At 52.2% G+C, this 22,477-nt stretch carries 21 protein-coding genes; 7 read left to right on the top strand and 14 right to left on the bottom strand.

The genetic code is table 11. The annotated features are described in order from the left end of the window. The first annotated feature begins 9 nt into the window (after window positions 1-9). Both BN6471_RS07765 and BN6471_RS07760 read left to right on the top strand, forming a co-directional pair. Window positions 10-624, top strand: coding sequence for a lactate utilization protein (locus BN6471_RS07765; protein WP_066647408.1), 615 nt, complete (start codon window positions 10-12; stop codon window positions 622-624). Window positions 625-662: 38 nt separating this feature from the next. Then, window positions 663-2,384: a phospho-sugar mutase gene (locus tag BN6471_RS07760; protein WP_066647405.1), complete on the top strand. Its 1,722-nt coding sequence runs from the start codon at window positions 663-665 to the stop codon at window positions 2,382-2,384. 50 nt (window positions 2,385-2,434) lie between these two features. Here BN6471_RS07760 and BN6471_RS07755 read toward each other — a convergent pair whose 3' ends face one another. The 14 genes from BN6471_RS07755 to BN6471_RS07690 all read right to left on the bottom strand — a co-directional run bounded on the left by BN6471_RS07755 (window position 2,435) and on the right by BN6471_RS07690 (window position 17,518). Next, window positions 2,435-4,165, bottom strand: coding sequence for a sensor histidine kinase (locus BN6471_RS07755; protein ID WP_066647403.1), 1,731 nt, complete (start codon window positions 4,163-4,165; stop codon window positions 2,435-2,437). Window positions 4,166-4,168: 3 nt separating this feature from the next. Beyond that, the gene (locus BN6471_RS07750; RefSeq protein ID WP_066647401.1) at window positions 4,169-4,852 is read right to left on the bottom strand and encodes a response regulator transcription factor; all 684 of its coding nucleotides are present in this window, start codon (window positions 4,850-4,852) and stop codon (window positions 4,169-4,171) included. Between the two features lie 34 nt (window positions 4,853-4,886). After that, complete coding sequence (gene phoU, locus BN6471_RS07745; protein ID WP_066647398.1) at window positions 4,887-5,543, bottom strand: phosphate signaling complex protein PhoU; 657 nt, start codon at window positions 5,541-5,543, stop codon at window positions 4,887-4,889. 18 nt (window positions 5,544-5,561) lie between these two features. Then, entirely contained in the window at window positions 5,562-6,317 is a 756-nt protein-coding gene (gene pstB / locus BN6471_RS07740) for a phosphate ABC transporter ATP-binding protein PstB (RefSeq protein ID WP_066647395.1), read from the bottom strand. Window positions 6,318-6,333: 16 nt separating this feature from the next. Next, entirely contained in the window at window positions 6,334-7,221 is an 888-nt protein-coding gene (pstA, locus tag BN6471_RS07735) for a phosphate ABC transporter permease PstA (RefSeq protein WP_187118771.1), read from the bottom strand. Next, the gene (gene pstC / locus BN6471_RS07730) at window positions 7,211-8,143 is read right to left on the bottom strand and encodes a phosphate ABC transporter permease subunit PstC (RefSeq protein WP_066647390.1); all 933 of its coding nucleotides are present in this window, start codon (window positions 8,141-8,143) and stop codon (window positions 7,211-7,213) included. Before pstC ends, pstA begins: the two co-directional genes overlap by 11 nt. Before the next feature lie 90 nt (window positions 8,144-8,233). After that, entirely contained in the window at window positions 8,234-9,127 is an 894-nt protein-coding gene (locus BN6471_RS07725; protein WP_066647387.1) for a phosphate ABC transporter substrate-binding protein, read from the bottom strand. Window positions 9,128-9,298: 171 nt separating this feature from the next. Then, on the bottom strand, window positions 9,299-10,747 hold the full coding sequence (locus tag BN6471_RS07720; protein ID WP_066647384.1) for a B12-binding domain-containing radical SAM protein: 1,449 nt from the start codon (window positions 10,745-10,747) through the stop codon (window positions 9,299-9,301). Window positions 10,748-10,841: 94 nt separating this feature from the next. Next, window positions 10,842-11,654, bottom strand: coding sequence for a glucosaminidase domain-containing protein (locus BN6471_RS07715; protein WP_147554005.1), 813 nt, complete (start codon window positions 11,652-11,654; stop codon window positions 10,842-10,844). A gap of 265 nt (window positions 11,655-11,919) precedes the next feature. Continuing rightward, the gene (locus BN6471_RS07710; RefSeq protein WP_066647371.1) at window positions 11,920-12,396 is read right to left on the bottom strand and encodes a peptidylprolyl isomerase; all 477 of its coding nucleotides are present in this window, start codon (window positions 12,394-12,396) and stop codon (window positions 11,920-11,922) included. 113 nt (window positions 12,397-12,509) lie between these two features. After that, window positions 12,510-13,688, bottom strand: coding sequence for a [FeFe] hydrogenase H-cluster maturation GTPase HydF (gene hydF / locus BN6471_RS07705; protein ID WP_066647368.1), 1,179 nt, complete (start codon window positions 13,686-13,688; stop codon window positions 12,510-12,512). Window positions 13,689-13,698: 10 nt separating this feature from the next. Continuing rightward, the gene (gene hydG / locus BN6471_RS07700; RefSeq protein WP_082903401.1) at window positions 13,699-15,105 is read right to left on the bottom strand and encodes a [FeFe] hydrogenase H-cluster radical SAM maturase HydG; all 1,407 of its coding nucleotides are present in this window, start codon (window positions 15,103-15,105) and stop codon (window positions 13,699-13,701) included. Window positions 15,106-15,117: 12 nt separating this feature from the next. Continuing rightward, window positions 15,118-16,110, bottom strand: a complete 993-nt coding sequence (hydE, locus tag BN6471_RS07695; RefSeq protein WP_066647366.1) for a [FeFe] hydrogenase H-cluster radical SAM maturase HydE — start codon at window positions 16,108-16,110, stop codon at window positions 15,118-15,120. 157 nt (window positions 16,111-16,267) lie between these two features. Continuing rightward, window positions 16,268-17,518, bottom strand: coding sequence for a hexokinase family protein (locus BN6471_RS07690; protein WP_066647364.1), 1,251 nt, complete (start codon window positions 17,516-17,518; stop codon window positions 16,268-16,270). A gap of 192 nt (window positions 17,519-17,710) precedes the next feature. On the opposite strand from BN6471_RS07690, the gene BN6471_RS07685 reads away from it, so the two are divergent. From BN6471_RS07685 to BN6471_RS07665, 5 genes are all read left to right on the top strand, one after another. Further along, complete coding sequence (locus tag BN6471_RS07685; RefSeq protein ID WP_066647362.1) at window positions 17,711-18,913, top strand: coenzyme F420-0:L-glutamate ligase; 1,203 nt, start codon at window positions 17,711-17,713, stop codon at window positions 18,911-18,913. A gap of 143 nt (window positions 18,914-19,056) precedes the next feature. Then, window positions 19,057-19,932 (top strand): amino acid ABC transporter substrate-binding protein, encoded by an 876-nt coding sequence (locus tag BN6471_RS07680; RefSeq protein WP_066647359.1) that lies wholly within the window; start codon window positions 19,057-19,059, stop codon window positions 19,930-19,932. A gap of 84 nt (window positions 19,933-20,016) precedes the next feature. After that, complete coding sequence (locus tag BN6471_RS07675; RefSeq protein ID WP_066647356.1) at window positions 20,017-20,691, top strand: amino acid ABC transporter permease; 675 nt, start codon at window positions 20,017-20,019, stop codon at window positions 20,689-20,691. Between the two features lie 11 nt (window positions 20,692-20,702). Next, entirely contained in the window at window positions 20,703-21,464 is a 762-nt protein-coding gene (locus BN6471_RS07670; protein WP_066647354.1) for an amino acid ABC transporter ATP-binding protein, read from the top strand. 10 nt (window positions 21,465-21,474) lie between these two features. After that, entirely contained in the window at window positions 21,475-22,362 is an 888-nt protein-coding gene (locus BN6471_RS07665) for a ribokinase (protein ID WP_066647351.1), read from the top strand. Window positions 22,363-22,477: the final 115 nt, after the last annotated feature.

The following is a 22,477-nucleotide window of genomic DNA, read 5'->3' as shown; positions in this document are numbered from 1 at the left end:
GGTCTTGCAATGAGCCAATATGATGAACTGATCGGCCTTCTGAATCAAAAAGGATTTCACGCGGAATTCTTTGAAAATGCTGCTTCAGCAAAGGAAGCTGTCCTGAAATTGCTTTCCGGTGCACAGTCCGTCGGCATCGGCGGAAGCGTTACCCTTAATGAGACGGGCATTTTTGACGCAGTCGTGGCGACCGGCAAGGAAATCTATTCCCAGGTGCTTGAACGCCAAAAGGAAAACCCTGATGTGAAAACGATATGGCGGAACGCGATGAATGCGGATGTATACCTGACGTCCACCAACGCGCTGACGCAGCAGGGCGACCTGATCAATATCGATGGGAACGGTAACCGCGCTGCGGCCATGTTTTTCGGGCCGGACAAGGTCATTGTCGTGTGCGGCGTCAACAAGGTCACCAAAGGGCCGCACGATGCGATCGCCCGCATCAAGAAGGAGGCCTGTCCCAAAAACGCGCGGCGTTTAGGTCTCGATACGCCTTGTGCAAAAACCGGTAAGTGCGAGGAGTGCACAGGGCAGCGTATGTGCAATGTCACAGTGCGTATCCAGTATCCGCCTAAGGGCAAAGATATCCATATCCTTTTAATCAATGAAAATCTGGGTTATTAATACCTTATCCTAAATATAATTCCGGGAGGAACCCTAACATGACATACCAGCAAAGCTATGAACAATGGAAAAGTGCTCTTGCAGGCAGCGAATACGAAGCCGAGCTTCTTGCTATGGCGGCGGACGGCGATACCCTGCAGGATAGTTTTTATAAGGAAATGGAATTCGGTACGGCAGGTATGCGCGGCATTATCGGCTTAGGGCGCAACCGCATGAATGTCTTTACGGTCAGGCGTGCGACACAAGCGCTTGCCAACAATATCTTGAAAAACGGCGATCCCGAGGCGGGCGTCGCCATCGCGTATGATACACGCAGGAACAGCGACCTTTTCGCGCGCGAAACCGCGGGGGTATTATGCCAAAACGGCATCCATGTATTCATGTACGATACGCCGCACAGCGTACCGCAGCTTTCTTTCACCATTTTGGAGCTCAAGACTACGGCAGGCGTGGTCATCACCGCCAGCCATAACCCGCCGGAATACAACGGATATAAGGTATATGGTGAAGACGGCGGGCAGTGCCCCGTGGCGGATTCCGACCGCATCACGGAGTACATCAGCCGGATCGACGATATGTTCCACATCGATTCCATGCCCCTGGACGAAGCGGAGCGGACGGGTCTGCTCACCTATATCGGCGACAAGCTCGACGAGATATATTTCAAAAAGGTAGAAGACCTGTGCCTGATCCCCGACATCGTGAAACAGCAGGCAGATACGCTCAATATCGTCTACACGCCCCTGCACGGTACGGGCAATATCCCCGTACGCCGGGTCTTAAAAGACCTTGGATACAAAAATATCCATGTTGTGCCGCTGCAGGAGTATCCTGACCCGGCCTTTCCCACCGTCAAAGCGCCTAACCCGGAGGAACGACAGTGTTTTGACCTGGCAATGGCGCTTGCCAACCAGAAAAATGCCGATTTGATATTGGCGACCGACCCGGACAGCGACCGCCTCGGCGTTGCCGTGCGTGACGACAGCAACGATTTCACCATTCTTTCCGGTAACGAGATTGGCTGCCTGCTGATGGATTATGTCCTTTTCCAGAAGCAGCCGTCCTTTACGGGCGATGAATTCGTCGTCAAATCCATTGTTTCCACAGACCTTGCAGACGTGATCGCCGCACATTACGGCGTAAAGCTTCGCAGCGTGTTCACTGGTTTCAAGTTTATCGCAGAGCAGATTAAGCTGTCCGAGCAAACGGGAAAAGGCAAATTCCTGTTTGGTTACGAGGAGAGCTACGGCTTCCTGCAGGGTACGTTCGTGCGCGACAAGGACGCGGTACAGGCTGCCATGATGGTAGCAGAGGCCGCCTGCTGGTATGCTTCCAAAGGGATAACATTATACCAGGCGGTGATCGCCATGTATGAGAAATACGGCTGGTTCGAGGAACTAGTCGTATCCAAGACCCTTTACGGAAAAGAAGGAATCGAGAAAATACAGAACGCCGTCAAAGCATTGCGTGCAGGCTATCCTGCCAGGATCGGCAGTTTTGACGTACTCGCGGTACGGGATTATTTAAAGCAGGAGCGTACCGACATGCGCACCGGCGATAAGACGCCCATTCCCATGGAAAAGTCCAATGTACTGTATTTTGAACTTGACGGCGCGCGTTTCATCATCCGCCCGTCCGGTACGGAGCCCAAATTGAAATCCTACCTTTCCGCTTCTTCCGCCGACAAATCGGAAGCAAAATACCTGCTCGGCAAGTTAAAAGAGGATGCCGTCGCGCTCATCGAAAAATTGACCGACTGAGGTAATTACATAAAAAAGCCGCCTTTTTTGGGGCGGCTTTTTCATACATCTTATTCTTTTTTCAGGCGGGCGGTGAATTCGCTCCCCTTTCCAAGCTCGCTGACCACCGTAAGCTCGCCGTCATACAGCGACGTGATGTGCTTTGCGATCGCAAGCCCGAGGCCCGTACCGCTGACTGCGCCCGCGCCCGAATTTTTTGCCCTGTAGAACCTCTCGAATATCCGATCCGCTTCTTCCTCTGGAATACCGATACCGTCGTCGCGCACATGGATATATGCGTTTTCCGCATCTTCCTCCAGCCGGATTGTGACATGCCCGCCCCGCTGGCTGTATTTCACGGCATTATCGCACAGGTTCAGGATCAGTTCCTTCATACGGGCTTTGTTCGCCCTGATCTCCGCGTGCCCTTCCACCCCTGTTTCTATGCCGCCTTTCTGGATCTTGTTTTCCAAAAGATGCAGCACATCCTGCGCGATCGTTTCCAGCTCCACGCTTTCCACACTTTCGTCGATGGTGATCTGTTCCAGTTCGGATAGCTGCAGCGTATCATTGATCAGCCCCATAAGCCGGTCAGATTCCTCCGTGATCCGTTTTGCATATTCCGCCGTTTTTTGCGGATCGTCCACCATACCGTTTTCGATCAGCTGCGCAAACCCGTTGATGGAGGTGAGCGGCGTCTTCAGCTCATGCGACACGTTTGCCGCGAAATCCCTGCGGATGCGCTCGGATTTTTCAATATCCGTCACGTCGCTGATCAACACCAGCATACCGTACCCATTGCTGCCCGCAAACGAACTGTCCGCCACGATACTGGTATAAAAACGGTACACCCTGTTGTTCAATTCGTCGCGCACCTCAAAACGCTTGTTCTTTTTCTGCGCCATCGACTTTTCCAGCTTTTTGACGACATCCTGCCTGCGGATAAAATGCAGGATATTTTCGCTGCCGACATCTTCACCCGCGCCCAATATTTCTTTTGCCGCCGCATTGATGAGCAGCACATCCATCTTTTCATCCACAATGAGCAGCCCCTCGCTCAGGCTGTCGATGATGAGCGACGTCTTCTTGTTTTCCGCCTTGACCCGCTCGATATAACGGTTCAACCGCTGTGCAAGGCGCGTAAAGGCGCGTGTGATATCCTCAAATTCCGGATATGCGCTCTGCACCTCCAGTTTTTTGCTTTTCCCGCCGACATATGCCTGGATGGACTCATACAACCTTCCGAACGGCCGCAGGATGCTCTGCGCAAACCTGCCGGAAAAAATTACGGCGATCACGACCAGGACAATAAACATCATAATGATGACCGGCAATGTCTGGTTGATGATGTTACCCACATTGGCGAGCGGCATCGCGTTGCGTACGATCACGCCATCCGGCAGTTGTTTTGCAACGTAGACCATCTCATATCCCTTTGTCTGGGAATACCGCACCTCATAACCAAACGAGCCGTTGATCGCCTCTTTGATTTCCGGACGATCCAGATGGTTCTGGAGCGGTTCGTCCCCTTCGGGCGCGTCCGCGAGCACACTGCCGTCGGGCGCGATAAAAGTCACGCGGTTGTTCTGTCCATACGCCTGCTGGTATTTATCCGCGATCGTTTGGTAATCCGGGCTTTGCTCGTCTCCGACTGCCAGCGCGATCGCGTTCACATTGCCTTTGAGCACGTCCACCATGTCGTTTGCATATGTCCCGCGGAAGCTAAATGTTGATACAAACACCGTCACCACAAGCGCGACCACCAGCATGCAGGTCATAAATAATACAATTTTCTTTTTCACGTATCATACCTCAAAGCGATAGCCCACGCCGCGGACGGTCTTGATATAATCGCCGCAGCGCCCCAGCTTCTTTCTCAGCGTTTTGATGTGCATATCCACCGTACGCGTCTCGATATCCGCCTCGATCCCCCAGATCTTGTTGAGCAGCATTTCCCGCGTCAGTACCATGCCCGTATTTTTCATAAAATACCGCAGCATCTCAAATTCTTTATATGTCAGCTCCGTCTTTTTTCCGTCCACATACAGGATATGTCCCGTTGTGTCCATCACAAGGCCGCCCTGCTCCATGGCCTGCACCCCCGGCTTCCCCGTCCGCTGGCCCGCACGCCGTATCACGGCGTTGACGCGCGCAATGAGTTCCAATACGCCGAACGGCTTGGTGATATAGTCGTCCGCCCCTTGGTTGAGCCCCGACACTTTATCCACTTCGGTCGTACGTGCGGTGAGGAATATCACCGGTACCGCAAAGTCCTCTTTTTCACGCAGCCGGCGAAGCGTTTCAAAACCGTCTATGCCTGGCAGCATGATATCCAGCAGGATCGCCTGCGGTGTTTCCATCCTGCCATATTCGCGCAGCATATCCTCGCCGCATGCATACGCATGCACATCAAATCCTGCCGATTGCAGCGTACAGGTTATCAGTTCCCTTACCGCCGCGTCGTCTTCGACTACCGATACAAAAGCCATAAACGTTTCACCTCGGTTTTATTATACCACAGCCTTACAGGATCCGTTTGTCCTTGTGCACGCCCGTTTCCGAGAACATCGCCCACTCCGCGATATTTTCCGCGTGGTCGCCGATGCGTTCCAGATACTTTGCGATCATCAGGAAGTCAACGATCTGGTCGATCTTTTCCTGGTCTTCGATCGCCATCTGCAACAGCTCATTTTTGACCACATCGTACAGGCGGTCTACTTCGTTGTCGAGCTCGATCACCTGTTCCGCCAGCTCCATATCGCGGTGCACGTACGAATCGACCGCCATATGTACCATCTGCGCCGCCCGCTTCCCCATCTTCTGTATATGCTGCGGCCGGTCGATCGTCAGGTTCTTGCAGATCGTGAGCGTGATTTCAGAAATATCCGCTGCCTGGTCGCATATCCGCTCGATATCCGTAATCATTTTCAGGGCCGTCGATATCATGCGCAAGTCCTTGGCGACCGGCTGCTGCTTCATGATCAGTTTCATGGAGCGGCTCTCGATCTGCCGTGCCATCGCATCCACCAAATCGTCGTCCTCGATGATCTCCCGCGCGCCGGCCATATCACATTCTTCAATGACGCTCAAAACCTTTGTGATCGTTTCTTCCGCCATCGCGCCCATTCGTATCAGGTCAAGGTTCAAATTTTCCAGTTCCACATCAAATTTATTTCTCATACGTTTTCCTTTCTTCCGTCATCCGAAGCGCCCGGTGATGTAATCCTCCGTCCGTTTGTCCTTCGGCATACTGAACAGGTCTTCTGTCTTTGCGTATTCGATCATTTCCCCCAAGAGGAAAAATGCCGTACGGTCGGAAATACGCACCGCCTGCTGCATATTGTGCGTGACGATGACGACCGTGTATTTTTTCTTGAGCTCGCTCATCAAATCCTCGATCTTGGTCGTGGAGATCGGATCCAGTGCAGATGTCGGCTCGTCCATCAATATGACCTCCGGTGAAACGGCGATGGCCCGCGCAATACACAGCCGCTGCTGCTGTCCGCCCGACAAACCGAGCGCGCTCTTTTTCAGCCGGTCGCGTACTTCGTCCCACAATGCCGCCCCTTTCAGGCTGCTCTCCACGATGCCGTCGAGATCTAAGCGGTTTTTGATCCCGTGGATACGCGGCCCATAGGCGATATTATCGTAAATGCTCATGGGAAAGGGATTTGGTTTCTGGAAAACCATGCCCACCTTTTTCCGGAGAATGGTCACATCCACCTTCGGGTCATAAATGTTTTCCCCGTCAAGAAGAACCTCCCCCGTGATCTTCACGCCGTCGATCAGGTCGTTCATACGGTTCAATGTTTTCAGGTAGGTAGACTTTCCACAGCCGGACGGGCCGATCAGCGCCGTGATCTTCCCTTCCTCGATATCCATATTGATATTTTGCAGGGCGTGGTTTTGCCCATAATATAAATCCAGGTTTTTTGTTTCGATTTTAATACCCAAGTTTCAGTCCCCCCCGTCACTTATTCCTGTTAGAAAAGCGCTTGCTCAAATAATTGGTCAGTAGGTTGATCACCAGCACGATCACGACCAGTACCGCGGCGATACCAAAGGCCGCGTCATTTTGGCCCTTTGCCGCATAGGTGTACAGCTGTACGGTAAGCGTCGCCCCCGATTCCATCATATGCCCAAAGAAGTTGCCCGGCATATTTGTGCCGATGCCGGATGTAAACAACAGCGCCGCCGATTCCCCTACGATCCTGCCGATCGCTAAAATGATTGCGGTAATGATTCCCGGGATCGCACCAGGGAGGATGATCGTGCGGATCATGTGCCATTTCGTTGTTCCGATCCCCAGCGCCCCTTCGCGGTATTCATTGGGCACCGTCTTCAGCGCCTCCTGCGTCGTGCGTACAATGATTGGCAGGATCATCAGCACCAGCGTCAATGCGCCTGCAAGGATAGAATATCCCAGCTGCAACGTCATGCCGAAAAATACCGCGCCAAACAATCCATACAGTACCGACGGGATACCCGCCAGCGTTTCCGTCGTAAATTCGATCACGCGCACAATTTTCCCGCGCTTCGCGTATTCGTTCAGGTAGATCGCCGCCCCCACCCCAACAGGTGTTGCGATCAGCAAAGTGATGCCGATCATATACAATGTATTCAATATGCTGGGCAGTATCCCCACCGTCTTATTGAGGGCGCTTGGCGCAGTGGATAAGAACTCCCAGCTTATCTGCGGCAGTCCGCGCACCATAATGTAGGCCAGCAGGTAAAACAGGATCACGACCGTGAGGATCGCGCAGGCATAGATCGCAAAAATCTGCGCGCCGTCTTTGGGGCGGCGTTTTCTTTTCATGATACTGATATTGTTGGACAGCTTTTCCATGCTACTTCTCATTGCTTGCCGCCTCCTTTTTCAGTATCGTATTCAGCAGGACGTTGATCACCATGATAAAGATAAACAAAACGAGTCCGATGGAAAAAAGCGCTTCCCTGTGCAACCCCGAAGCATAGCTCATTTCAGATACGATGCCCGTGGTCAAAAAACGTACGCTGTGAAACAGCCCCGGCATATTGACCACATTACCGGACACCAGGATAATCGCCATCGCTTCGCCCAGTGCGCGGCCGATCCCCAGCACTACCCCCGTAATAATCCCCGACTTTGCCGCCGGGATCTGTACCTTGAATATCGTCTGCATCTTCGTCGCCCCCGTGGCAAGCGAAGCCTCCATATATTCACGCGGTACGGCCTTCAGGGACGTGATACTGATATTGACGACCGTCGGCAGGATCATGATCGTCAGCACGATGATGCCTGAAAGCATGTTTGCACCGCCCGTAAAGGTATGCGTCGGGTCGTTTGCGTATAAAAGCGTTTCCAGCTTGGCGATCTGCGGTACCAGCAGGATCATACCCAAAAGCCCGTATACCACGGAAGGAATGCCCGCCAAAAGCTCGATCGCGGGTTTTACGATACCAGCAAGCTTTTTATGCGCCACCTCCGACACAAACACCGCCGCCATCAGCGCAATGGGTACGCCGATCAAAATCGTGATCCCCGTTCCCACCAGCGACGTTAAGATCATCGGCAATATGCCGAATTTCGGATCTGCCGCCGTCGGCGCCCACTGCGTCCCAAACAAAAAATCCTTCAGGCCGATCGTAAACATCGCCGGCGCACCGGAAATGATCATGTAGATCGTGATCACAAGGACTGCCACTACGGCAAAGGCGCCGCAAACGATAAATACGCCCTTCATTGTTTTTTCAAGGGCGCTTTTCGTCTTCCTGCCGCCCATGATTGTGATATGTTCCATACGATGCTCCTTATAAGGTCGCTTATAACCGCCTAAAGAGGCGCTGGGTTTCCCGGCGCCCCTTCAGGTAAAAACCTAAGAGGAAAAGTTTTATGAAATCGTGATCAACTTATTGTCCGCTACGATCGCCTGTCCCTCTTCTCCCATGACAAAGTCGAGGAATGCCTGTACTTCGGGACGGAGTTCACCTTCCGCCGTCACCATGAGGAACGGCCTCGAAAGCGGGTATTCGTTTGCTTTGATCGCTTCTTCCGTCGCCGGCGCACCGTCGACATTGAGGGCGGTCACCGTATCGTCGAGCGCCTCGAGCGACACATATCCAATTGCGGCCGGCGTTGCGGATACCGCCGTCTTAACTGCGCCTGTCTCATTCAATTCCTGCGCATATTTGCACTTTTCCGCCACATCGAGCAGCTCCTCGAACGCGCCGCGCGTACCGGAGGATGCTTCACGGCCGATCACTACGATCGGCTGGTCGTCACCGCCTAAGTCCTTCCAGTTGTTGATCTCACCGGTATATACCTTTGCGAGGTCTTCCTTGCTGATTTCCGTTACCTTGTTTGCAGGGTTGACCACGATCGCGATCCCGTCGATTGCCATTTTGTTTTCCTTCAGCCCTGTCTCATCTGCTTTTAATGCCCTGGAGACGTTGCCGATATCCGATTTGCCTTCCTGCACATCCTTCACGCCTACCGAAGAACCGCCCAGCTGTACATCCACTGTCACATCGGGGTATTTGTCCATGAACGCTTCTTTTAAAGCATTGGCGATCGTTTCCATCGATGTGGAACCGGACATCTGTACCTTACCGGAAACCGCCTCGTCCGGCGCTGCGGCGGATTCCGACGGCACTGCCGGCTCGGATGCCGCAGCGGATTCGCTTGCAGCTTGGGAAGGCTGCTGGGCTGCGGGGTTCCCGCCGCATCCTACGAGGGCCAATACAGACGCAAGTGCCAAAGCTGTTACCATAATTAGTTTTTTCATTTTCGTTCTCCTTATGTTAAATTTATAAAAGATTAACGTTTCAACATATTTGCATTATAAAGGGTCAATGTAAAATCACAACGCATGTTATGTAAAATCCATGTAAAAGAAAAAGCCGCTGCTCTTAAAAGCAACGGCCAATATTTTACAGCATATGCGCTCGTCTTTCCGTCAATGGCTTTCCGCAGGCTCCTCCTGCCGGCGGGATACTTCCTTTAAGTAAGGCAGCTCCTGTTTTAGATCGCGGCAAATACTTTTCTGCCAGAAATACTCCCCCAAAAACTGGATACGATGGATCCAGAACCCATGGAACAGGGCATGCAGCAGCCTCCTTTTTGTGTACACACGGTTTGACGCATCAACGATTTCCTGCTGGAGCTCATACGGCGTGATCTTCTTTGGGTAATGCACCACATTCCCGTTGTATTTCGACCAGTCCTCATGGATCAGGCGTTCCTTATCCTGCTCATACACAGGGGTTCCAGGCACAAAACACATGGACTGGATGAGCATACCGTTGATTTTGTTTTCGATCACAAACTCGGCAAGGCGTTTTCCCACGCCGCGCGTATGGTTGTCCGCTCCAAAAATAAACAGCCCGCGCACAGAGATTCCATGGCGCTGTATATTTTTGATGGAACGTATGATATCTTCCCGCGTACTCTTTTTATGGTATGTTTCAAACGCTTCGTCTTCCAAAAATTCGATACCCATGGATAACTCGATCACGCCCGCCTTGCGGAGCAGCACCAGCATTTCATCGTCAAATCCAACTTCAAAGCGTGCCTGTATCGTAAAATAATACTTGATCCCACTGTCGATGATCGCGTTAAGCACGGAAATCGCCCAATCCCGTTCCGCGAAAAAATTGTCGTCCGTGATCCACAATACATGCCGGATCCATCGCAGCCCTTTGGGGGCATGGAAAGCGATCGCCTGTTTGATATCCTCTATCACGCTTTGCGGCGACCGCGTACGCACGCGCCTGCCGAAATGGCGCACGAGCGCACAATAATTGCAGTTGTGCGGACATCCGCGGAAAGCGTGCACCTGCGGCCAAATGGTAAGGTGCCATGCCATTTTATGGTAGCGGTACAAAATATTGCGGTCAGGCACGGTATCGATGTTTTCAGGCGGCTCGCGCTTTCCCGTACAAACGGCCTTGCCGTCTTTGAAATATGCGAGTCCTGGAAAATCCATGGGCTTTCCGTCGTTTGCCGCACGGATCAGTTCAAGGATGGATTCGTCACCTTCCCCGAGCAGCACATAATCGCAGTACTTAACGGCCTCCGGGTAATTCATGGAAGCGTGCAGCCCTCCCAGTACGACAAGCGCATGGGAATTCTGCCTGACGTAACGTGCAAGCTCATACCCCCGGTTCGCATTGAACGTAAAGACGCCAATCAATACAATATCTGCATCAAGGACGTCCGCCCATTTGATTTTGGAAATAGATTCGCTGTACATCAAGGTATCCGCAACAAGGGAACGGGCAATCGTAGCCAGCGTCATCAGCCCCGTGCCCGGCGTGCGGATATATTTATCATAGGTGTACAGATTTTTTAAAGAGACCCTGTAAGGAAGGTTCCCCGGCTCCAAAAACCGTATTTTGCGAATCATCTTTTTCCCTTTTTTTCCTTTTATGTGTTTTGTATCAGGATACTACAAAAAAAGCCAGTGGCAAGTGTGCGCCACTGGCTTTTCCATCCTATCATTATGCTGTTTTGATAATCTTATTGTAGCCTTCCTTCATCAGGTTTTCGATTGCTGCCGTCCAGGATGAGGACTGCTCGCAGTACCGGCGTGCAACATCTTTTACCGATGTCCCGGAATACAGCCTTCCGCCTTCCGTCAGATATTTCGACCCCAGCAGCTGCGCCATATAGTCTACGCAGTCCGCCTTGGTGTCAAAGGCCATATATCCCCCGCGTCCGTTTTTCAAACCGCCCAGGTTGTTTTGCCTGCGGGCGAGCGAGCTCGATCCGCTTCCGCTTTCCTGCTTTGTGATACTGATCAGGAACAGCGCGTTCACGCCATATTTACTTTCCATCTCCGCAAACGTTGTTCCCAGTCCGGATAGCTCTGTCCCGTCCAGCAATTGCTCCAGCTGTTCCGGGCTGTACGCCGTCAGCCTCGTCAGGTTCGATCCATATTCATACTCATAGGCAGAAGCTGTCAGGGCTGCGTTTGCTGCGGGAATGTACCTGATCTCCCCATCGAGCAGGATCGCGTCCCAGCTGTCGTTCACATCCGTCATATATACGCCGATCTCCGCTCCCGATGCCAGGACCGTCACCGTCTCGCCGTTTTCTGCCGGGATATCTTTCACTTCCGTCTTCATGATTGTCATGCTTTGCCGCGTTTCAATTGTTTGTCCTTCCACATGCTCTTCTTCCGTTGCCGTCCCTGCCGCTTCCGGCAGTTCTTCCGCATAGGCCGGAGTGGCCATGCCCAGCATTAGAATCGTGATCAAGAAGAATGTTCCCAAAAGGATCAATCCATTCTTCATCCATTTTGTGGTACTCAACAAATCACCAGTCTTTCTATATTCAAATTTCTGTCCGCCGGCCCCGAAAGCAGGCCAACGCGTCTGATTTTACCACAAAGTGTAATATTTGTAAAGTTTTATTGATTTTATTTTAATATTTAGCATGCTTTTTGACGTTCGTCCCCCACTTTTTAATATGACTTGTCTGGTCTTGTTTTTCACTCTGAACGCGCTTTTCCATGTATTTACAAAATAAAAAAGAACCGTCCTTAGGACGGTTCTTTTAATGTGTCATATCGTCGTCTTATTCTTCTTCCAGAGTCACTTTTTCGATCACGATATCGGCAAGGGGTTTATCGGAAAAATCCGTTTTCATGGAAGCGATCTCATCTACGATGTCCATGCCTTCCGTCACCTTGCCAAACGCCGCATATTGACCGTCCAGGTGGGGTGCGTCAGCATGCATGATAAAAAACTGTGATCCCGCCGAATTCGGATCCATGCTGCGCGCCATAGAGATCACGCCACGCTTGTGCTTCAAAGGATTTTCGACTCCATTGGAGGCGAATTCGCCTTCGATCGAATATCCGGGGCCGCCTGTTCCCGTTCCGTTTGGGCAGCCGCCCTGTATCATGAATCCTTTGATGACCCGGTGGAACGTAAGTCCGTCATAGAAGCCCTCTGACACGAGTTTCTTGAAATTTTCTACTGTTTTCGGGGCAGCATTCTCGTCGAGTTTGATTTTAATCGTCCCGCCGCCTTTGATCTTCATAAGAACCATTTTCTTATGCCTCCCGGTTTCCGGGCGCAAGTAGGCGCACCCGATTTATGCCATTCATTATAAGGCATTCCATAACATTTGTAAACCGTACGCCCACAATTTTAAACATTTGTTTACCAAATCACGCGATCCAGCATCGAATTTAAAAAAGCGATAGCCACGCCAAAATTTGTAATCGGGACTCCTGCTTTTTTTGCCTGCTCGATCCTGGAGAGCATATTTTTGCGGTTGACCATACATCCGCCGCAGTGGACGACCAGCTTATATTTGGAGAGATCATCCAAAAAGCCATGCCCGGCCGTGTTTTCGATCACCAGCCCTCCGCCTGCATAATCATTGAGCCATTTTGGCAGCTTCTCACGTGCGATATCACCTTTCTGGGCATGGTGCGTACACGACTCCGCGATCAACACACGGTCGCCTGGCTTTAAACGTGCGATCGCCCGCGCTCCTTTGACAAATTCCCCGATATCCCCCTTGCTTTTTGCCATCAGCATGGAAAAGGAAGTCAGCGGGATCTCCTTGTCCAAATGTTCGTTTACATATCCGAACACCTGCGAATCCGTGATCACCAGCTTGGGCGGATGTTTAAGCTCTCCCAACATGGATTCAAGATCCTCCGTCTTGATCGAAACCACCCTGCATCCGTTGTCCAGCAAATCCCGCGTAACCTGCACCTGCGGTAAAATCAGCCTGCCTTTGGGCGCCTGGATATCCTGCGGCATGACCAATATGACCACGTCCCCTTCGCCTGCCAAGTCCCCGGTGATCGTCGGCTGCTCCGATTCCTGTGCATTGTCGATGATCAGCTGTTTCAATCGGTCGATCCCTTCGCCCGTCTTTGCATTGACAACGACCGACTTTTCGCCGACCGGCGCCGCTGCCTGCGCCCCGTTTTCTTCAAACATATTGTAAGCCACAAGTACCGGGGTCTTTTTTTCTTCCAGCTTCCGCATATATTCGCGTTCTACGCCAAGGTCTGTGTCCCCGCAGCGGATCACAAATACTGCGACATCCGTTTTATCGGTCACTTCATCCGTTTTTTTGATGCGCGCCCGCCCCAGCTCTGTCCGGTCGTCAAGCCCCGCCGTGTCAATGAACACGACAGGCCCCACAGGCAAAAGCTCCATCGCCTTGTAGACCGGGTCTGTCGTCGTACCAGCGACGTTCGATACCAAGGCGATATCCTGCCCGGTGATCGCGTTGATCACGCTTGATTTTCCCGCGTTCGTCTTGCCGAAAAACGCGATATGCAGCCGGTTGGCGCGCGGCGTTTCATTGAATCCAGACATCTTTTTCTCCTTAGAATCGAAAATCGCGTTCGCCTGCTTCGATCTTTGCGATATACTCACGCGCCTTTTCACGCACCGTATCGTTTGGTATCTGCTTGAGCTGCTGCTCGATCAACTCGTTTGCCATCTGCTTGAACTCCTCGTCGCCATAATCCGTCGCGTATTCCTTCAGCGTAATGAGCGCGTTCGGCTGGCAGATATTGCTGATCTGCCCGGTCTTTGCAAGGCGCATAAAGCGGTCGCCCGTCCTGCCCTGGCGGTAGCATGCCGTGCAGAAGCTGGGGATATAACCGTCGCGGATCAGCTCCTTTGTCATTTCAATGGGGCTGCGGTGGTCTTCGATCTCAAACTGCGGCTGCTGCGTTCCCATTGTGTAGCCGCCTACACCCGTCGCACTGCCTGCGCTCACCTGCGAAATCCCCAGCTTAATCACGCTGTCCCTGAACTTTCCACCCTCGCGTGTGGAAAGGATCATGCCAGTATACGGCACGGTCATGCGCAGGATGGCCACGATCTTCTTAAAATCATCGTCGCTGACCGCGTGCTCATAGTCCGTTTTCTTCACATCGCCCGCATCGCGGATACGCAGCATGGACAGCGTGTGCGGCCCTACGCCGAATACCGCTTCTAGGTGCTCCGCATGCATGATCTGTCCCACAAGGTCGTAGTGCCAGTCGTAAAGCCCGTATAAAACGCCCAGCCCCACGTCGTCGATCCCTGCCTCCATCGCGCGGTCGTGCGCCGTCGTATGGTATTCATAGTTGCTCTTCGGCCCCTTGGGATGCTGGTATTCGTACGTCGGTTTGTGGTACGTTTCCTGGAACAGGATATACGTGCCGATGCCCGCGTCCTTAAGCTTTTTATAGTTTTCCACCGTCGTTGCCGCGATGTTGACGTTCACACGGCGGATGGCGCCGTTATCAAAATGGATGGAATAAATGGTCTTGATGCTTTCCAGCAAATATTCCATCGTATTGTTGACCGGGTCCTCGCCCGTTTCCAGGGCCAGCCGTTTGTGACCCATCTTTTCCAGCGCTTTTACTTCCTGTACGATTTCTTCCTGCGTCAGCTTTTTACGCTCCATGCAGGACGAATGGTGATATCCGCAATACCGGCATTCATTCACGCAGTAATCCGACAAATAAAGCGGCGCAAACATCACGATACGGTTGCCGTAGATGTGCTTTTTGATCTCCATTGCAACGGCAAACATCTCCTCTAACAGCTCTTTGTCCGTAACAAAGCTCAAAACGGACGCTTCCTCGTGTGTCAGTCCCTTGAATTCCCGCGCCTTTGCAATGATACGTGCAACTTCCCCTTTGTCCTGTGCCTTTTCTTTCGCTGCGGCAAGCGTGCGCTCGATCTCTCCCTGATCCATAAACTCCGCTGCCGTCATACCTTTTCTGTCGTAAGCCATTTTACTCTCCCCTCATTCCGCGCGGAGCCCAAGCCCCGCAAGCCTTTGCTCAAGTTCCTCAAACTGCTCCTTAAGCGGCACGTCCTTTGCGTCCCTGCCCGGATAGATATCATAAAGCTTCCTGTATTCATAAGGCGTCGCCTTTTGCATGATGACGTTCGCACCGCACAAAAGCGCATCCTTCATCCCGCCTTTTACATTGAGCGCCGTCGTCGACGGCAAATGGCACCGCGGCAGTAAAAGCCGCGCCAGCGCCAGCACTTTGAGCGTCTTGTGTGCGTCCCCATCCGCCGCCTGCCCGATCGAGGTGTCCGGATGGGCGATAAACGGCCCGATCCCGGCCATCACCACCCCTTCCCTCCTGAGCGTCAACAGGTCGTTTGCCAGCGTCATGTCCGTTTGCCCCGGAAGCCCTACCATAAAGCCGCCCCCCAGTTCAAACCCCAGCGCCTTTAACATGCGCTGCGCCTGCAGCCTGCTATCAAGCAGCACGCCGTGCAGCGACTGGTAAAGGGCCGCATCCGCCGTTTCATGCTTCAACAAAAAACGGTCTCCTCCCGCTTCACGGATTTTCTTATATTCTTCCAGCGACCGTTCCCCGATGGAAAGCGTCACCGCACAATTCGCGCGCGCTTTGATACGCGCCACGATATCCGCCAGCATATCCGCCGTGTAATAAAGGTCCTCGCCGCTTTGCAGGATGACCGTGCGGTATACCCTGGCCGTTTCCACCGCCGCCTCCACCAGTTCGTCCGGCGTCATCCGGTAACGCGTCATTTTCATACCGGCATTAAGGCCGCAATACGCGCAGCTGCACCTGCAATAGTTTGAAAACTCAATGATCCCGCGTACAAAAACAAGGTTTCCATACTCCCTTGCTTTCACTGCGTTCGCTGCTGCAAATAATATATCGTCAGTTGACCCATCCGCCAATATTGCGGCAATGGCCGTCGCGTCCGGCTTCTCCGTATCCAGACGATATTTTCCAAATTCGTATTTTGCCATATTTTCTCCCCAATAAAAATGCTGTCCTTTTGAACGCAAAAGAACAGCACAAAACCATTGTCTTATCAGCCGTCCTTCCGTTCAGAATCATTCCTTGCGGTCAGAAGTCTTTCCTAATAATATAGATACCCGCTTTGCGCGCCCGGTAATCCTGATTTTATCTGGATAACCCGGCGATCGCACAGCCTTTTAATACAGCCATATCCACACTGATCACATCCGCCTCGATCTCCCTGCCCTGCAAGAACGGCAGCAGCGTGATCAACGCCTCATGCTTTAAACCAAACATTTTTTCATATGTCGTGCCCTCGATCGTCATGCAAACGCGGTGGTTGGCTTTGCATGCTTTTACTGCCATCGCCGCCATCTGCAGCGCAAGCAGCCTGCCCGCCCGTTTTGTCAGGTTGAGCAATATCTCGTACGCTTCTCCCGCGTCGCTTTCATCCGTAAAATATTCCGCAATGAAACCCGCACGGTCTGTTAGGAATTCATTTACCTGCATAGTATCAAGCTGTGCGTCAAAAGACTTTTGAAATACACCCTCCGCACTGGCAACGCGCAGGGTAAATCCGCACAGGCTCCCCAGATAACCGCCGCTCGTCATCTTTTCAAATACGCCCACGCCGGGGTTTTGCAGGCTGTTGTCAAAGGCGATGTCGATATCGCTGCGCGGAACCTTATTATAGCTTCCCGCTTCCGCATTGACGACTGTCACGCCCTCCGCGTCGTGTCCGTTCATTTTTTTGATATTCCCGATGGATTCCATATAGCAGCTGTTGCTGCCCGTACCAAGGATCGTTCCAGTGAAAGAACCGTATCCTTCCACTAATTTTTCCGCTTTTCCGGCCAGCGCCGTAGCGACCGAATCGTTTAAAACGATCACGCTGCAATCCTGCGCACCGAGGGCGGCCAGGCTTGCGCATATCTCTTTTCCCAGCAGTTTCCCTTCCGCTCCCCTCACCTTGACTTCCTTTGTGATGTCCACGATCTCGCTGTCGATGTTGGGGAGCGTCCTTGCCCGGTAGGCAAACGAAATCACGATATCCTTTGTGATGCTTGTGAGCGGGAAAATCAGTCCCGCCAGCGTATCAAAGAATTCCTGTGCACTAAGCTCCCTCTCCACGCCGGGCATAATATAGCGGAACACTTCCCCCGTACAAAAATGCCCCTCCGCATCAAATTGCGCCACCGTAATGCGCAGGTTCGTTCCCCCCGCATCCACGCACAATACAGGCTTCTTCCGCTGTACGTCGTCCTTTAAAGCAATATAGGAAGGCAGCATCAGCAGCGAACTCGGCTGCCCGCATAACCCTTTTTTCATCTCGTCGATATATTGGTCGATCTCGTCTTCCAGTACGATGGTCTCAAATCCCATCCGGTGATTTTGTAAAAATTCTTTAGCTTTCAACACATGTACTCCTTTATCAAAATTCGGCCATCTTTATTATACAAAAAAAACACATGCTTGCATAGCCGTCATCTGCCCCGTTTTCCTTTTTTCCGACATGGGTTGAGCCTTTTTCCTTTTTCTGCTATAATACTTAAGGTTTATTCCAAAAAAGCATATCTTTTGCGATGTGTACCAAAGGTGGGATTTTTTATGTCTAGATTAGTAGGAACCATTTCCCGGGGGATCCGTACCCCGATCATCCGCCAGGGCGACGACCTGGCCCAGATGGTGGCCGACTCCATCCTGGAAGCTGCAAACGCTTTTGACGGCGGTTTTGCGATACACGACCGTGACGTCATCGCGGTAACGGAAGCTGTGGTAGCGCGTGCGCAGGGGAATTACGCCTCTGTTGACGATATCGCCGCCGATGTCAGGGAAAAATTTGGCGATGAAACGGTCGGCCTTATTTTCCCCATCACCAGCCGCAACCGTTTCGCAATCTGCCTGCGCGGTATTGCGCGCGGCGCGAAAAAGATCGTCATGATGCTCTCCTATCCGGCTGATGAAGTAGGCAATCACCTGATTTCTTTAGACCAACTGGATGAAAAAGGCGTGAACCCGTGGACGGACGTGCTCGACCTCAAAAAATACCGGGAGCTGTTCGGCGTGAACCTCCATCCCTTCACAGGCATGGATTATGTCGAATATTACGCCTCTGTGATCAACGAAGAAGGCGCGGAAGTCGAATTCGTATTTGCGAACAACCCGACCGTGATCCTCGATTATACCAAAAACGTGCTGTGCTGCGATATACATACGCGCGAGCGCAGCAAGCGTAAATTACTTAACGCAGGCGCACAGAAAGTCTATACGCTCTGCGACATCTTAAACAAGCCGGTAAACGGGAGCGGCTACAATCCCGATTACGGCCTGCTGGGTTCCAACAAATCCACAGAATCGACGGTAAAACTGTTCCCGCGCGACTGCGATCAATTCGTCGCCAGCGTACAGCAAAAAATGAAGGATGCGACGGGCAAAACCGTGGAAGTCATGGTCTATGGCGACGGCGCGTTCAAAGACCCGGTCGGAAAAATCTGGGAGCTTGCAGACCCGGTCGTCTCCCCCGGCTATACCTCCGGGCTCGAAGGCGTTCCCAACGAATTGAAGCTCAAATACTTAGCGGATAACGACTTCGCCGGGCTTTCCGGCGCGGAGCTGCAAAAAGCGATCACCGCACACATCCAAAAAAAGGATGCCGACCTGAAGGGGTCGATGGCCTCGCAGGGCACGACCCCCCGGCAGCTAACAGACCTGATCGGTTCGCTGTGCGACCTGACTTCGGGCAGCGGCGATAAGGGCACTCCCGTCGTATTCGTACAGGGCTACTTCGATAACTATTCCGACGAAATCTAAAGCAAACGGTAAAAGCGCGGCCCAGTCATAAGGGTCGCGTTTTTTGTCGCCATATTATTTCTCCGGTTACCCCTTTACTAATTTAGCACAATGAATTATAATACCAGTATTGTGATAAAATTTATAAGCAGGAGAGAAATGTTATGAAAAAAATATTGCTTTTTGCCCTTGTTGCTGTTCTTGCCGCAGCGTGCCTGATTGGCTGCGCGCCCCAGGCAGAGGCTCCCAGTGAATCCGCATCTGCGTCCGATGCGGGCAGCGCTTCTGCGCCTGCGGATGAAAGCGCGGCTGCCGCCAGCGACGATTCCCTGCAGAAGATCAAAGACAAAGGCGAATTCATTATGGGTATGGACGTCAGCTTCCCGCCCATGGGCTTTAAGGACGAAAGCGGGAACATCACCGGCTTCGACGTGGAAATGGCGCAGGCCGTTGCCGACCACATGGGTGTGAAGGTCGTATTCCAGCCCATCGACTGGAGCTCCAACATCATGGAATTGAGCTCTGGAACCGTCGACCTGCTGTGGAACGGTTTTACGATCACGGACGAGCGCAAGGAAAAGCTCCTGATGAGCGATCCTTACATGGAAAACACGCAGGTGGTCGTGGTCACGGCGGATTCCCCCATCACCAAGCTCTCAGACCTTGCGGGCAAAAAGCTTGCGGTACAGGATGGTTCCTCCGCCCAAATCGCGATTTCAGAGAATAAGGAGCTTTCCGATTCCATCGGCGAGCAGGTAGATTTCAAAGATAACGTAACCGCGCTTATGGATGTTAAGACGGGCACTGTCGATGCTCTCGCGGTCGATTCCGTGGTTGCGAATTATTATCTTGCCAAAACGCCCGGCGAATATGTTATACTGGAAGAAACACTTGCGCCGGAAGAATACGGCATCGGCTTTCGTAAAGGTGAAGAGTCTTTTATGAACGCTGTCATGGATGCGCTCAAACAAATGAAGGAAGACGGTACGGCGGCCGAAATCAGCCAGAAATGGTTTGGTAAGGACGTTACCACCTTCTAAACAGGCCAGCTTTTCAAAAAACGGGCAGTGTTTGATATACTGCCCGGTTTTTTGTTATTATTCAATAATCAGGAGTCATTACCTATGGAAAAAGTATTGAGTTTGTCTGTCGAGCTTGCACAAGGCCTCGGTATTACGCTCGCCCTGTTTGCCCTGACGCTCGTGATCGCTATCCCACTCGGTTTTCTCGGGTCGCAGGTCAGCCTGTATGCCAAAAATAAATTTGGCCGTGGGATCTACAATGTTTATTTGATCATCATGCGCGGTACGCCTCTTATCCTGCAGGTCGCCTTTTTGTTTTTCGGCATCAATTTGCTGCTGACCGCTCTGAACGTACCTGCCAGCGTCTTTCGGCTGGGACGTTTTGAATCCGCCCTCATCTCCTTTGCCCTCAACTACACCGCCTATTTCAGCGAAATTTTCCGCGGCGGCGTCCAGTCGCTTAACCGCGGGCAATATGAGGCCGCTTCGGTACTTGGGCTTTCCAAAGGCGTGACCATGCGCAAGATCGTCGTTCCGCAGGTTTTTAAAATCGTCATGCCCTCCCTCGGCAATGAAGTGATCACCCTCGTAAAGGACACCGCACTTGTCAGCATCATCGCCTTGGGCGACCTGTTGCAAATCGCCTACTCGGCATCCACACGCGAAGTGTCCATCATGCCTTTGGTTGTGGCGATGGTCTTCTACCTGATCATCAATGCGATCGTTTCCGCCATATTGCAAAAAATTGAGAAGCGTATGGATTATTACAGGATATAGGAGCAGCGCAAATGAGCATATTGGAAGTTAAAAATCTGTATAAAAGCTTCGGCAAGGCCGAAGTTCTGAAAAATATCGGCCTTTCCCTTGAAAAAGGCGAAACGACAGCTATCATCGGGCCGTCCGGTTCGGGCAAAAGTACGCTTTTGCGCTGTATCAACTGCCTGGAGCGCGCGGAAAAAGGCACGATCATATTGGATGGGATCACCATCGCCGAAGAAAAAAACGGTTCTACCGTTTACCTGCCCGAAGAGGAACTGACCAAAGCGCGGCTGCACCTTGGTATGGTTTTTCAAAATTTCAACCTCTTCCCGCACTTAAACGTACTGCAAAATTTAACGCTCGCCCCCATGAGCGTCGATAAGAAACCAAAGGAACAGGCCGAAACCGAGGCCTTTGAATTGCTGGGGAAGGTTGGCCTGATGGACCGCGCCGAGGCTTATCCCTGCGAGCTTTCGGGAGGACAAAGCCAGCGCGTTGCGATCGCGCGGGCGCTCGCCATGGATCCCGACATCCTTTGCTTCGACGAACCGACCTCCGCGCTCGACCCCGAGCTTACGGGCGAGGTATTGCAGGTCATCAAAGAACTGGCGGCCGAGCACATGACTATGCTCATCGTCACGCATGAGATGGGCTTTGCCAAAGAGGTCGCAAGCAGCGTGGTCTTTATGGATGACGGACGGGTGCTCGACCGGGGTACGCCGGAAGAGCTCTTGCTCAATCCTAAAGAGGATCGGATCAAAGCATTTCTCAATAAATTATTAAGTGTGTGAGGTAAGCGCTATGAAGGTGTTGAATTTCGGATCACTGAATGTGGATTATGTATACGATGTTCCCCATTTTGTCACGCCCGGGGAAACCATCACTTCCTTTGCACGCGGTATCTTTGCCGGCGGCAAAGGGCTCAACCAGTCCATCGCCACCAAAAAAGCCGGCGGGGACGTATACCATGCGGGCAGCGTGGGCAGCGATGGCGATATCCTGCTTAAGGCCCTTCGGGAAGCAGGTGTGAACAGCGATTATGTGGTAAAGCGGGACGATGCTCCCTCCGGCCATACTGTCATCCAGGTCGACCCCAACGGCCAAAACTGCATCATCGTATTCGGCGGTACCAACCGCCAGATCCCCAAAGGGCAGATGGACGAAACGCTTGCGCACTTTGAAGCGGGCGACTTTCTTCTTTTACAGAACGAATTAAACGACATCGGTTACCTGATCGACCAGGCGTATGAAAAAGGCATGCACATCGTTTTGAACCCTTCCCCCATCGATGCCTCGATCAATGGCCTTCCTTTGGAAAAAGTGAAGTATTTTATCGTCAACGAGATCGAAGGCGCCCAAATCGCGGGAACGGATGTCATTGACGACATTATCCCTGCGATCGCGCAAAAATATCCGTATGCCAACATCCTGATGACCCTGGGTTCGGAAGGCTCGCGCTATTACGACGGCAACCAAACGTATACGCAAGGCATCTTCCCTGTCAAGGCAGTGGATACGACCGCCGCGGGCGATACCTTCCTCGGATACTTTGTCTACGGGATTTCAAGCGGGCTTGCCATAGAAGATACGCTCAGGCTGGCGGCGCGCGCCTCCTCCATCACGGTCTCCAAAAAGGGGGCGGCTGGCTCCATCCCCACGCTCGATATGGTGCTCGCACAGGAAAAATAGCAATCTGGCATCACAGAAAAGGCGGATTTTTATCCGCCTTTTGTTTTCTTTTCTTTTTTGAAGTGTTAAGATACTATTAGCAGGAAAGATTGACTGGAATGTTCGGAGGGCTGGC

This window comes from Christensenella timonensis, assembly GCF_900087015.1.
Taxonomy (GTDB): Bacteria; Bacillota; Clostridia; order Christensenellales; family Christensenellaceae; genus Christensenella; species Christensenella timonensis.
This window is presented reverse-complemented; position numbering and strand designations above follow the sequence as displayed.